10 protein-coding genes are annotated in these 12,751 nt (G+C 41.2%); 1 reads left to right on the forward strand and 9 read right to left on the reverse strand.

Translation table 11 applies throughout. The features are described from left to right. From W7W_RS0116885 to W7W_RS22420, 3 genes are all read right to left on the reverse strand, one after another. Nucleotides 1-3,078, reverse strand: a complete 3,078-nt coding sequence (locus W7W_RS0116885) for an efflux RND transporter permease subunit (protein ID WP_010664857.1) — start codon at nucleotides 3,076-3,078, stop codon at nucleotides 1-3. Nucleotides 3,079-3,091: 13 nt separating this feature from the next. Then, nucleotides 3,092-4,147 (reverse strand): efflux RND transporter periplasmic adaptor subunit, encoded by a 1,056-nt coding sequence (locus tag W7W_RS0116890; protein WP_010664858.1) that lies wholly within the window; start codon nucleotides 4,145-4,147, stop codon nucleotides 3,092-3,094. A gap of 450 nt (nucleotides 4,148-4,597) precedes the next feature. After that, nucleotides 4,598-5,005 carry a hypothetical protein gene (locus W7W_RS22420; protein WP_148660842.1) on the reverse strand — a complete coding sequence of 136 codons (408 nt, stop codon included), beginning with the start codon at nucleotides 5,003-5,005 and terminating at the stop codon, nucleotides 4,598-4,600. 293 nt (nucleotides 5,006-5,298) lie between these two features. On the opposite strand from W7W_RS22420, the gene W7W_RS0116905 reads away from it, so the two are divergent. Beyond that, a complete protein-coding gene (locus W7W_RS0116905; RefSeq protein WP_010664860.1) occupies nucleotides 5,299-6,564 on the forward strand; it encodes an IS4 family transposase in 1,266 nt (421 codons plus the stop codon). A 201-nt stretch (nucleotides 6,565-6,765) separates the two neighbouring features. Here W7W_RS0116905 and W7W_RS0116910 read toward each other — a convergent pair whose 3' ends face one another. The 6 genes from W7W_RS0116910 to W7W_RS0116935 form a co-directional block, all read right to left on the reverse strand. Then, entirely contained in the window at nucleotides 6,766-7,278 is a 513-nt protein-coding gene (locus W7W_RS0116910; protein WP_010664861.1) for a cold-shock protein, read from the reverse strand. 97 nt (nucleotides 7,279-7,375) lie between these two features. After that, a complete protein-coding gene (locus tag W7W_RS0116915; RefSeq protein WP_010664862.1) occupies nucleotides 7,376-7,996 on the reverse strand; it encodes a P-loop NTPase family protein in 621 nt (206 codons plus the stop codon). Nucleotides 7,997-8,191: 195 nt separating this feature from the next. After that, nucleotides 8,192-8,893, reverse strand: a complete 702-nt coding sequence (locus W7W_RS0116920; RefSeq protein WP_025006846.1) for a hypothetical protein — start codon at nucleotides 8,891-8,893, stop codon at nucleotides 8,192-8,194. Nucleotides 8,894-9,605: 712 nt separating this feature from the next. Continuing rightward, on the reverse strand, nucleotides 9,606-9,881 hold the full coding sequence (locus W7W_RS0116925) for a helix-turn-helix domain-containing protein (protein ID WP_010664864.1): 276 nt from the start codon (nucleotides 9,879-9,881) through the stop codon (nucleotides 9,606-9,608). A 245-nt stretch (nucleotides 9,882-10,126) separates the two neighbouring features. After that, entirely contained in the window at nucleotides 10,127-11,257 is a 1,131-nt protein-coding gene (locus W7W_RS0116930; protein ID WP_010664865.1) for a hypothetical protein, read from the reverse strand. A gap of 76 nt (nucleotides 11,258-11,333) precedes the next feature. Beyond that, nucleotides 11,334-12,593: a site-specific integrase gene (locus tag W7W_RS0116935; protein ID WP_010664866.1), complete on the reverse strand. Its 1,260-nt coding sequence runs from the start codon at nucleotides 12,591-12,593 to the stop codon at nucleotides 11,334-11,336. Nucleotides 12,594-12,751: the final 158 nt, after the last annotated feature.

A 12,751-nucleotide genomic window follows, 5' to 3' on the forward strand; every position in this document is an offset into this window, starting at 1 on the left:
TTAATTTGAATTTTTTGGTAAATCATCGTGATGGGCAATGGCCCGGGTGTCCACCTTGTAAAAAACTGCGTACAGCACCGGCACAATAACCAGCGTTATGACGGTTCCAAAGAGCAGTCCGAACATGATTGATACAGCCATTCCCTGGAACATTTCATCGAATAAAAGAGGGAACATTCCCAGAATTGTGGTAAGGGAAGCCATCGTAACAGGGCGCACTCTCGATACGGTGGCTCCGAGGATGGCCTCCAGTTTTTCTTTACCACTATTGATGTCGATATTTATCTGGTCAAGTAGCACCACGGTGTTTTTAATCATCATTCCTATTAGTCCTAATCCTCCGATGATGGCCACAAAACCAAAATTAAGCCTGGTAATGAGAAATCCGGCAATAATACCGATAAAGGCCAGTGGTACGATAAGGAAAATAAGTGTAGGCTGCCTGAAATTGTTGAACAGGGCAATTGTGATAAGGACCATCAGCAAAAGCGCAAGCGGCAGGTTTTCCATTAATGCCTGATTGGCTGTATTGCTGTCCTTTAGCTCTCCATGCCATTCAAGCGTGTAACCTTCGGGCAGTTCCAGTGCTTCAATTTCAGGCCTGATTTTCTCCATTACCTCTGGGGTTGTCATGCCTCTCACCGGGTCGCATTGAGCTTTGACAGACCTGATTCCGTCATATCTGCTTATCAGGTAGTTTTGCCCTGTCAGACTTAATGAATCTGTAATTTGGGCCAAAGGAACGCTACTTTTTGAATAGTTGCCCCATACGGGAACCGACCCAATATTTGCAGGATTATCTGCAAGTGATGGCTCCAGTTTTAGTAATATTGGAAGCTGGGTGTCTTCTTCATAGAAAGCTCCAATTGGCATGCCTTCTGAGGCAATAGCCAGAGCTGAGGCAATAGAGTTTCTTGAAATATTCAGCGGTCTGGCTTTTTCGGGGGCATAAATAGGTGCCAGGTTTTTAACTTTGTTGCCCCAGCTATCATTTACGAAAACCGCAGTGGGTTCATTGTTCATTATTTTCTTGGCTCTTTCTGCCAAATCCCTCAGAATCTCAGAGTCGGGACCTGAAAACATAGCCTGAATCTTATAGTCCCCTCCAATAGCTGAATACTGACGGCAGCGGATGGTTGAATTTGGGAACCTTTCTGAGAATTCTGCTTCTATCCGGGGCATGATGGTCATCGTTTCCTCGAAAGTATTGGTTTCGACTATCAATTCACCATAGCCTGGATTATAGCTGTTCATGGGGCGTGCCAGGGTATAACGTACAGGTGAACTACCCAAGGCTGTGGTAACTTTTGTTACTTCTTCCCATTGAAGTAGATTTTTCTGGATATATTCCAGGTCTTTTTCTACCTGGTAAATATCGCTACCGTCGGGTAAACTGTATTCAACCATAAACTGATTAAAGTTGGATACCGGGAAAAAATCTTTGTTAATAAAGCGAAAAGCCCAAAAGGAGATGACCAGGATTAATATTGTGGCAATGGCTACCAGCGATTTGTGCCAAAGGGCAAAGCTGATGATTTTTTTGAAGTACCGGTAAAATCCACCAGAGTAAATTTCTTCTGTATCTTCTTTCTTCTTCTTTCTTTTCCCTTTTTTGTAAAACAATGAAGCCATAAAAGGGGCCTGAATCATGGCCAGCATCCAACTCATAATAAGAGAAATTGTTAAGACAAAGAAGAGCGGTTTCATAAACTCTCCTGCCGCTGTTGTATTAAATGCCATTGGCATGAATGCCAGAATGGTAATGATGGTAGCACCCAGCAGAGGAAAGGCATTTTGTTTAGCGGCCATAACAAAAGCTTTGTGGCGCTTAATTCCTTTTTGCATGTCAGCAAGTATCCCATCAACCACCACAATTGCATTATCGACCAGCATTCCCATGGCAATAATAATGGCAGCCAATGATACTTTATCGAGGGTCATATCCAGGAAATTCATTATGATAAAAGTGCTTAGAATGGTAAAAATCAGACTACTGGCAATGAGTAGCCCAGCCCGAAATCCCATTGCTATCAGTAGGACAATAATGACAATGGCCACCGATTCAATCAGATTGATAGTGAAGTCGCTTATAGAATCTTGAACTTTGGATGGTTGGTCATAAATTTTATGGACTTCAATTCCGACCGGGATTTCGGGTTTCAGCTCTGTCAAACGTGAATCTACCCGTTCTCCCAACTTTATGATGTTGTCGCCCGATTCCATGGAGATGGCGAGCCCCATTGCAGCTCTTGAGTTGAATGACAAACCGCTCTGTTTGGGTCTATAGAAGTCTTTCGAAACGGTGGCGATGTCTCCCAGCCGAAAACTTCTGCCATCACCAGTAAAAATGTTTAGATTTTCCACTTCGGAAATGGAACGCAATTTGGTGCCCACATTGATGCGCAACCTCTCTGTTCCGGATACTGCGCTTCCGGCATCTACTACTTCAGCTTCGTCGTTGAGTGTTTGAGCAATGGACATGGGGTTGATGCCCAAATTGGCAAATTTTTCTGCCGAGAAAGAGATGTTTACCACCTCGTTTTGTTCGCCGACTACTTCGATTCGTTTCACCCCTTTAACCTGCAGTAATTCTTTTCGGAGGAAGTCGGTATAATTATCCAGTTCTTTGTAAGAATACCCATCGCTGCTGACAGCCAAAAATATGCCATATACGTCGCCGAAGTCATCATTGACAATGGGAGTTCCAGCTCCGGCCGGCAACCCTGAACTGGCATCGTTCACTTTTCGTCTGAGGTGATCCCATATTTGGGGGAGTTCCTCTGTTGTAACCTTTCCTTCGAGTGTTACAGTGATTTGTGACATACCTGGAATGGAGCGTGATTCTATGTAGTCGATGTTTTCGAGTTTTTGGATTGCCTCTTCCATTAATTGGGTTACCTCCAGATCTACTTCTTCAGTAGAGGCCCCCGGGTAGGGGGTTATAACCACAGCAGCCTTTACCGGAATTTCAGGGTCTTCGAGCTTGCTGAGACTGGAGAATGAGCCAATGCCTCCAATTACCAGGATGGTTAAGAATGTGATGAGTAGTGATTTCTTTTCGAGTATTTTCTCTAACATCGGTAACTGGTTTTTATAGTGAATGATTCTTTGAAAGTGGTTTTACCTGTTGCCCTTCCATCAGGGAGTGAACTCCTGCAACAATAATCAGGTCTTTTTCCTGTATTCCATTGATGATCTGTACGTGTCCGTTTTCGATGACTTCACCTGTGTTCACCTGGCATGCGGAAACTGTATGGTTTTGTTCGTTGTAAATCCAGACATTCGCTTTTCCGTCTTTGAAAAAGAGGGCTTCAGCAGGAACGGATACAGTTGTTGAGTGCCCAGTCTCAGTATTGTGGATGAATGCTCTGGCGGTCATGCCGGGTTTAACAGTGCGGGGATCCGGATTTTGCATTCTTAATTGTACATTGAACAACCCGTCGTCTCCGGCTTTTTGGGCCACCGATTTGATGGTTGCCGGATAGCGTTGTGTTACCTGGTGGTTGAGGCTCACCATGGCCTGCTGTCCTTCATGTAACTGGTTGATGATGGATTCAGCCACAGAAAAGTTCACTTCCAGTGTATTGGTTTCAATGATTACTAAGGCGGGTTCTCCCGGGGCAACCGTTTCATGGTTGTCGATGAGCTTTTGATGAATGTAACCCGAAAAGGGGGCTTTCAGCTCCGTGTCGGTAAGGGCATTGGCCGCACTTTTCCAGTTACTTTTGGAAGCCAAAAATCCGGCTTCCAGTTTGTCCAGGGAATTCTTCGGGAATTTGCCTTGTTCATAGAGTTGTGAATATCTTTCAAATTCGCTTTTGGTCTGTTTGTATTGGGCTTCGGCAGCAAGCAGGCGGGTTTTGAAATCCCGCTTGTCCAGGACTGCCAGCACCTGACCTTTCTTTACATAGTCTCCCTCCGCGTAATAAAGGTGGTGCACTTGTCCGCCTACCCGGAAAGCCACAGATGACTGTTGATTTTCTTCAATCGTGGCATTAAATGACCTTTCATTAGTAGAGTGGGGGATATCCACTTTCTCTACTTTCACATACCGTATTTCCTTTTTTTGGTCTTCTGGTGTGTTCGAGCACCCGATACTCAGAAAGATAAGACCAACAATGGTCAGGGATAATAGTACTGTTCTCATTTTCTTTTAGATTTAGATGTTGTTCTTCATCTGTTTTTTTGCAAAAATAGAAACTGAGAAAGGGGAGAACGTTTATTTTAAGTGGAAGGGGAAAATATCCGTGTTGAAGGGGAGAAATGAAGTGTTTAATTGGAAAATTGGAAGGTTGTTGTAAGGAGGATGATGGAATGAAATTAAGGGGTGTTTGGGGTATTTTTTTGGAAGAAGTGTTAGTTCTTTGGAAAAGGGGAATAGGGGAATAGGAATTTGCCAGACCCGGGGAGGATTCTGATTATGGGATAAGGGAAATTGTGCGATTAGGAAATCGCACTTCCTGGGAAATTGCACGTCTTAAGAAAAGACACCCGGCGGGAATAAGCTAATAGTATCAAGGGCCATGAAGATAGAATTTACTATCCCTAACCGGGTGTCTGTAGGATGGAAAGAAAAATTATGCTGTGTCTTTTTTGATTATTGGCGGGGTGGGATGAGCTTGATTATTTGCCGGGGAGAGGGGTTGGTTGATTTGTGAGATGTGATGGCCGAACTATTGGATGAGCTTGCGGTATCTGCCATTACATGATTCAACCGATGTGTTTTCTTATGTTGATGCAGAAAAGTATCGTAAAATCTGCATTGCTCAAAATAGGTTAATTTGATGTTGGTAGGGGTGAAGAGGTATTTCTTAAGGGTAAAACTCCATCTGCAACTACCACCCAAAGTTCGGATTCCCTTTATTTTGTAATAGTATTCGAGCAGTTCGTCCGTATTGAACCGGTGATTAGTAATTTGGCGGAATTTAATTATTACCTCCTGTCTCTGCGATGATCCATCCGGGAAAAGGATAACATCGAGCAACATGGTTGCTTTTCTTCTCATCAATGCAGGGATTATTCTGCGAAAGAAGAAAACCACACAAGGCAACAAGAGAGCCACTAAAATAATTATTGTCAGATAGTGCATTCAGTTGATTGAATTGTTTTGAATATGTACGTCGAAGGTTTGGGAAGGTTTCAGGATTTTAAATTAGGGGTGGTCGAAAGATTTTCATTGTCAATTTCTAAATTTCTATTCTGTATCAACAAAAAAAACGACTGAGTGTTGATAACTTTCTGTTAATTAATATTTTAATGTGATTTTTTGTCATGTTCTTTGTCAGATAACAAGAAAATATGTTTACCGAACAAAAAGTTAACATTCAAAAAGTATTAGGATTGATACCTGACGATCTTTTAGCCAGGTTAGGCCAAGACACAAAAGTTGATTACTGTGCCAAGGTCTTGTATGGACAAAGGATTTTCAATTTGCTCTTGTATGGTTTATTGACAACAGATAGAACCAGCCAAAGGACACTGGAAGATCTTTTTGGCAGCCAACTGTTCAAGTCTCTTTTCAATTACGATGCGGATATGAAAGTATCACACAGCTCCATTTCAACCCGGCTTTCAACTATTGATCCAGAATTTTTTAAGTTAGCCTATGAAGCAATTTACAGTGAGTTTTCGAAGTTTTTTTCAAAAGAAGAACAATTAAAGCATCGAATTATACGTGTGGACAGCAGCATGATAGCCGAAACATGCAATAAATTGGAGGAAGGCCTTTCTCCGGGAAACAAGAAAAGGAATGGCAAGGAATCTGTGAAGCAAATCAAATTCACAGCGGCTTTTGATGGATTAACTGCTTGCGCATTCGATGTTTTCACCCAATCCAAATATACCAGTGAAGATCGAGCCATCCCCGAAGTGGTGCTCAAAAATGCAATAAAAGGAGGCTCCCAAACTGATATTTATACTTTTGACAGAGGGGTTACTGCAAGCAAAACATTTGGTTCTCTTAACCAACAGAAAATCTCTTTTGTAGGTAGATTAAAAACCAATAGAAAGTTTGAAGTTATAAACACAGATGAATTACCTGAATCTGAAAGAGATTTAGGGGGACTTACTCTTTTGAGCAGTCAAGTTGTCCATTTGTTTAATCATAATAAGGTAGATACAAAAGAGGAATACCGGTTGATAATAGCAGAGCGCAAAGAAAAGATCGATACAACACCGCCAAACAATAAAGGCAAGGTCAGGAAGAAAGAAAACACCTTCGTTTTTATTACCAATAACATGGAACTATCCCCAAAGGAAATTGCTCAGATATACAAGCAACGATGGGACATCGAAGTCTTTTTCCGTTTTATAAAACAAGAGCTTAATGCAAGCCACTTTATATCTGTTAGTAAGAATGGGATAACTGTAATGCTTTATATGACTCTTATTGCAGCCATGCTGTTACAAATCTATAAAAAGATTAATGGGCTTGGTTATAAAACAGCAAAACGAAGATTTTCGATAGAATTATGGGAAACCCTCATTTCCATCATAGTAAAAGAATGTGGTGGGAATCCGGAGCGGATGAATAAAGCTTACTTCAAGCAATTTTCAATTCCTTGATTTTGACCTTATGAAAAGTCGTCCCTAAATGCTTCTTTCGACCACCCCTAATTTTAAATCCATTGTGTCCTGACCACTACTGGCACTATAAAAAGAAAGGCCTGCCGGCATTCCGACAGACCTTTGACCTTAACCCTAACCCAATGGCAAATATAAGTCTGAAAATATGGGTGAACAAGTTTTTTATAAGAAAAATTTTTCTTATAAAACATTTTCTTTTGTGAGCTTTAGCTTTGCAAAAACATTAGACGGGTTATTGTTTTTATTTAGGAAATACTCCATTATAGGATTTGTATCGAGTTGATTAAAATCCGTTAAAGCTTTCTCCTCTGGAAGGATTATAACCGGAAAGATAATACCTGTCTTGATATCGTTAATAAAATACCGGGATTTACTATAAGATATCCGGCCATAGAATTTTATTCCCCTGGCCATTCGTTCTTTGATAGATTCGATTGTTGGATTCTCGATAAAAGTAAGGTGGCAGGCCTGATAGTCATGATCTTTGTTATCTGAGGTTCTTAAACTAAAGGTTACCACATCGTCCTTGTGGGGACAAGTCATGGGCAGCTCTTTGGTTTGCCGGGCCCACAAAATCTGTTCATTTCTGTCATATTGGAAAAAGTAAGACTTTCCGGTAAGATCTTCTTTGATAAATCCGTAATTCTTGGTTACATCAAATTGGGTTACAACGCCTCTGTGCTCTTTGTTCATATAGGTTTAACGATGGTTTGAGTGCTAAAGATGGTGATTTTTATTGACTCAGATATACCCTAAAACAAATTATCCGAAAACCAGATTTGATGTTTTTTTATTTTCTTTTGTCGGGAGTTTCGGCGGGGAATGCGATGAGATTGCACATTTCCCGTAGGCGCGAACGAACTCTTGGCCCATAGATGTCTTCAATTTCATCGGCAGAGAGGTTGGTGGTAAAATGTGTTAATCTGTGATGGCGGGTGAAGTTTTCATAACGGGAGAGAATGATTTCTGCCATTACGTTACATTCCTTTCCGTAATGGGTAAGAATCTGTTCGGTTCCGAGGTCGTCAAAGCAAAACGTTTTGATGATTTTGGATTTTACACCCGCCAGGTAGGTGATACCAGAATATCGGCGAAGGATTTCAAACCCTTCTTTTTCAAATTCAAAAGCAATGTCGCGACATGGTTTCATGAAATGGGGTGCTTGTTCTCGTGAAAAATGTCGCATTAGATTCATAAGTGAAGTCTTACCGCTGCCAACCGGTCCGGAGAGGAGAACCCCTTTTTGGAGATTTATGCCTTTGAGGTCAGCTGTGGCTTTGTCGCGAAGAAACCATGCCAATAGTTTTCCTATCACCTGGGTATCGTTAGGGTATAGGAGGAAGAAATTTCCATACGTTTCTCTTCCTTTTTGTTGGAGGTATGCGAATGCTTTTTGGTAGTAGGGGGACATGGCGTTGGAGATTTAAGGGGATTAGATCCTAAGAAGTTGGGCATGGAGCATGGAGCATAGTGCATGAAGAAAAAGTGCATAAGGCATGGGGTATAGAGCATGGATCAAGGGGCATGGTGCATGGAGAAGGGAATGTGGGGGTTTGGAGGTTAGGGGCTGAGTGTTGGAAGAGGCTTTGTTGTTCATGGTATGAGATTAGAGAGGTGTGTTGTATTTTTTGTTTTGGTTGAGTTTGTGATTTCCCGGAATTTGGTGAGGTGTCTTTTTTCTTCGTTTTTTTGTTTTTGGGGGGTTGAACTTCGGGATGTTGATGATCCAGTTACGGGCGGCGGCCTTCCAGTTGGTGATTGGGTTGAATGAATTGTTGAGCCAGTTTCGTGCTTCATAGTAATTGAAGAATTTTTCTGCTTCCATATCCGGAGCTTTTTTTTCGTTGAAATAGATTCTGACGTGTTGCAGATTGGTTGGAGCACCCAGGTTCGCTGATTTTTCATTTTCAGGGGCGTAAGCGTTGAAATTTTGAATTTGAAAATCATTTTCTGACTTTTTATATATTGGTTTATTGTTTATATGTTTATAAAAAGGGGGCATGACTTGTTCCCTAAATACACTAGTCGGGAACATGTAAATTTTACTGCCGAAAACTCTTGAAGTTGACTGTTCATATTTGAAGTATCCCCAGTCGGCCATTTCCCTGATTGTTTTTGCATAGGTCTTAGGCGATTTGATTTTGGCTTTTTGCATGATGAGATCCCTGTTTACCATAATGGGGTTTGTGAATCCTGCATGGTTCCATTCCCTGAAAAGTGCCAGGTAGATCATTACATGGTAGGGGCCGAGTCGTTTGTCGTGATCGAACACCGCGAATATTAGATTTAGGTGTTTGATGTAGTTCATTGAGTGGTTTTTGTTTGTTTTTTTGTCCCGAATGACTTTTTTACATTGATAAATAGGACTAAACTATGATGCCTTTTTACAAAAATGTGTTGTAAGATGTTCTTTTTGGCATTCCGTGTGTCGCCGTAGCTTTAGCGTTTCACCTTCGGCAAGCCTTTGGCGACCGATGGGAGGCACTGCCCCAAAAAGGAACCAAATCCCGATTATGGTTTTTGAGAGTTTTTGGCAAAAACTTTACAAAACCTATATCGGGACTAGTCCGCCATGTTGTTCTTTTTGGCATTGCCCCAAAACGGGAACCAAAAAAGTCTAGTCCGCTTTATCCTATCCCCCCGCGAAAGCCAAAATTTCCGGCCTAAGTGTCGTATCCCGCATAAAATTGTGCACCAAGTATCATTGATTTTACTTTTTTCTGCATGATAAAAAAATCACGTAGCTAAGGCTATGCTCTTTTATTGTTCTTTTTGGCATTGCTCCAAAAAGAACCAAAAAGGTCTAGTCCGTTTAAACCTATCGGCCCGCATCAGGCTTAATTTCCGGCTGGCCCGCAATCCCTGAAGCCGCCCATTAAGCCTTCTCGCCACCGCCGGCCCGGAAAACGGACGGGCCCGCGCGCCTTTTAGGTAGTAAGCCTCGTTTTGGTGTAAGGCATAAATCAAAAATTAGAAAAAAGGTTGATAGTGGATTTTGAACGAATTGGGGTTTCCTATTCTTATCGGACCATGTTTTGGTTTAGGAGGGCATCAATGTCATCTTTGTTGTAATAGATGACTCCGTTAATCCGTGTAAAAGGTAAAGTGCCGTTTACTCTAAGGTTTTGGAGGGTTCCTGATGATATGCTCAGGAGTTCTTTGACCTGGGCTGAGCGCAGCCACTTTCGGCCATCTGTGGAGTTTGTTGAAGTTTCTTCCAGGATGGCCCTGATTTCGGTGATGAGGTCTTCCTTGAAAAGACGAAGTTCCTCTGTCGTTACAATTTGAATACTCATAATTTTTCCGATGAAGTTTGAGATGCAACAAATATGAGAAACTGAGGAGAAAAAATTGGGTTGCAGTGGGTTGCGCAACCCAGGTGCAACCCTTGATGTTATGCGGGTTGGAGGATTGGAAAAAAGTGAAATTTAACATTTGGGTTGCAGATGGTATTTCAGGTGATTTTTGAAAATCACCTGAAAGTGGTCTTTAACACTTGATTTTATCGGGTTTTGGGATTAATGGAGATGGATTTGTTCTTTTATTTGTAATTGATATCGTAGAGTATTTCGTTGATTTTATCATCCCAGGTTTTGATGATAGACTTGAACTCTCTGAGTGATTTCTCATCAGGGGAGTAGAATTTGTTGCGAAGGCTGGCGGCGGATATTTTTTCTTTGTTTTTGAGTTCCAGAAGTGTTGCCAGAGAGTTTGTGAGCTCCGTTGACGTTGCATTAATTATGTGACCATGTTCATGGAGTAGCCTGCATAGGATGCCCAGATGGCTGACTTTTAGCGATGTCTGCAGTCGGGGTCTTGAGTAATATTTTTTTGGTTCTCTTAATTCCTGAGACTGATTGTTATTCGCTATCTTATCAAAATATTGAATTCTGGAATTGATTGCTTTTTGAAAAAAGCTTTTCGCAGAAGGATTCTTTTTTGAGTACATCATAAATGTAGAACGGGGCAAATCAGAAAGACAAATTTTCAGATTATGCAGAATGTCTGATTTTTCATGGAGATAGGGCTGGTTGTCTAAAAGGGTTTTAATGTAATTGGTGAGATATGCCTGGAAAGAGATTGTGTTGAGATTTCTGGATATCAAAAGACAAATGAGATCACATTCAGCATTATGAAAGTGATTGTTGATTGAAAGATATTCGTCGAGCCACTGGTGATATCGGGATAAATAAAAATATCGATAAAACCGAATGTTTTTTTGTTTTTCGAAATTGGCCCGGATTGGTTTCAGTGCGACGTTTATCAGATTATCCGGAATTCCTTTGTCTTTCAATCCGGCTTGAAGGGTTGTGTATTTGTTTTTCAGCTCTTCCCGAAGTGATTCAGCCATGTACCGAGGGGAGTTCATTTGATAGTTGAACAGGGTTTGGTAATTGAATTCGAGGAACAGGATGAATTTTTTTAGTTGATTTAAAGTATTGGCGGATGATTCCTCACTGCAGTCATTTTCATTCATGATATGTGATATGATATCAAGCAGGTATGACAAGGATTGCCTTTTCTCCTTAGTTGAAATGGATTGAGCTGCCAGTTTGAAAACAAATGTTTTGAATGAGGTAATTAATCGTTTGAATTTACGCTCATCTTTGAGGTACGGTATGGAACCGGCTTTAGATACCAGGTCCTCAAGAAAAACCAGGCTCTTTTGCATTTTAGGGTGTTTTGGGTTAAATGTTGGTTTTAATATGTTAAAAGTAGCCTGATTTTTCTATAAAACAAAACAAATGCTATTGATTTGTTTTTCTATTGGGCTGGAAGCCTGGCCTTTCCAGTTTGTTCCTGAGTGATTGCATATCGTTTGCCACTTTATTCTCTATTACTTTGGCATAAATTTGAGTGGTCTTGAGGTCTGTATGTCCCAGAATCTTGCTAACGGTTTCGATGGGTACACCATTGCTTAGGGTTACCGTCGTTGCAAAGGTGTGGCGTGCCATGTGGAAAGTAAGGTTTTGCCTGATACCTACTAAGTCGGCAATTTCTTTGAGGTAGGCGTTTCCTTTTTGATTGGAAATTCGGGGGAGTAGCCAAGACTGACCATCTAAAGGTGGATAGTCGGAATATTTATCGATGATGGTTTGTGCCCTGCTCAAAAGCGGGAGTTTGACTGAAATCCTGGTTTTGTGTCTGTGGAAGGATAGCCAGTTCTGACCGTCTATTCCCTTAATAAGATTGTCTTTGGTCAGGTTTTGTAAATCAATATAAGCTACACCGGAATAGCAACAAAAAATAAAGAGATCTGCTACTGTTTGAAGCCGGGGTGAAAGAAACGTGAAATTCTCCAGCCGGGAGAGTTGGTCATTATCCAGGAATCCTCTGTCGAATTTGTCGTATTTTAGTTTGTAGCTTTTAAAGGGGTTTGATGAAATCCATCCTACACGTTCGGCGAGATTCAACATTTTACGTATTCTTGCCTGATGCTTCATTGCTGTGTTGTTGCAGAGCTTTGTGTCCACAAGTCGTCCATCCCGCTTTCGAAGGAATAATTCGAAATCGACCAGTAAGGTGTAGTCAATGGCTTTTACTGCAATGGTGTTGCTTTTCGTTTTTTTTGATAGAAATTCTCTCCAAAGATTTTGGGTGATGAGATATAGCTGGTAGGTTTTTGGTGAGAGTTTTGTCTGACACGTAGTGTTGTGGTATTCAAATAAATCGTCTGTTGTTTTAATCTGCTGCTCATTGATTCCGAAATAGGCATTCTTGATGGTTTGTCCGTTGATAAGTTTCCCGGCCAGCAGGGCTTCTTCGTAACAGTCCATTATTCTTCTCCTGATTTTGTCGAGATGGGTATTGATTTGTGGTGCTTCTTTGGATTTGGACTTTACTTTCCCTGCTTCTTTATTCCATAATTCCGGGTCAACTGCTCGTTTGACGGAGAATTCTGTTCTTCGTCCATTTATTGAAAAGCGCGCGAAGACGGGGGCTTTGCCTTCTTTTATCCGTTGGGTGCGAATAATAAAGGATACAGTGAAGTTTTGAGCGTTTGCCATGACTGCTGTGTTTAATGTTTGACATTCTGTTCACCGTGAACAGTTAAATTTCAGCTCAAAACTCATCGGAAAATGAAATGAGAGAATAATGTAACAAACAATAAACCAGGGCTTACGGTGATTGCTAATAACAAATATACGAAAAAAATTTGTTCACC

The organism is Marinilabilia salmonicolor JCM 21150 (assembly GCF_000259075.1).
Taxonomy (GTDB): domain Bacteria; phylum Bacteroidota; class Bacteroidia; order Bacteroidales; family Marinilabiliaceae; genus Marinilabilia; species Marinilabilia salmonicolor.

What these genes read in the sequence shown, in the direction of transcription:
- W7W_RS0116890 (WP_010664858.1), bottom strand. Translation starts at nt 4,147, where the DNA reads ATGAGAACAGTACTATTATCCCTGACCATTGTTGGTCTTATCTTTCTG.
- W7W_RS22420 (WP_148660842.1), bottom strand. Translation starts at nt 5,005, where the DNA reads ATGAGAAGAAAAGCAACCATGTTGCTCGATGTTATCCTTTTCCCGGAT.
- W7W_RS0116920 (WP_025006846.1), bottom strand. Translation starts at nt 8,893, where the DNA reads ATGAACTACATCAAACACCTAAATCTAATATTCGCGGTGTTCGATCAC.
- W7W_RS0116925 (WP_010664864.1), bottom strand. Translation starts at nt 9,881, where the DNA reads ATGAGTATTCAAATTGTAACGACAGAGGAACTTCGTCTTTTCAAGGAA.
- W7W_RS0116930 (WP_010664865.1), bottom strand. Translation starts at nt 11,257, where the DNA reads ATGCAAAAGAGCCTGGTTTTTCTTGAGGACCTGGTATCTAAAGCCGGT.
- W7W_RS0116885 (WP_010664857.1), bottom strand. Translation starts at nt 3,078, where the DNA reads ATGTTAGAGAAAATACTCGAAAAGAAATCACTACTCATCACATTCTTA.
- W7W_RS0116915 (WP_010664862.1), bottom strand. Translation starts at nt 7,996, where the DNA reads ATGTCCCCCTACTACCAAAAAGCATTCGCATACCTCCAACAAAAAGGA.
- W7W_RS0116910 (WP_010664861.1), bottom strand. Translation starts at nt 7,278, where the DNA reads ATGAACAAAGAGCACAGAGGCGTTGTAACCCAATTTGATGTAACCAAG.
- W7W_RS0116905 (WP_010664860.1), top strand. Translation starts at nt 5,299, where the DNA reads ATGTTTACCGAACAAAAAGTTAACATTCAAAAAGTATTAGGATTGATA.
- W7W_RS0116935 (WP_010664866.1), bottom strand. Translation starts at nt 12,593, where the DNA reads ATGGCAAACGCTCAAAACTTCACTGTATCCTTTATTATTCGCACCCAA.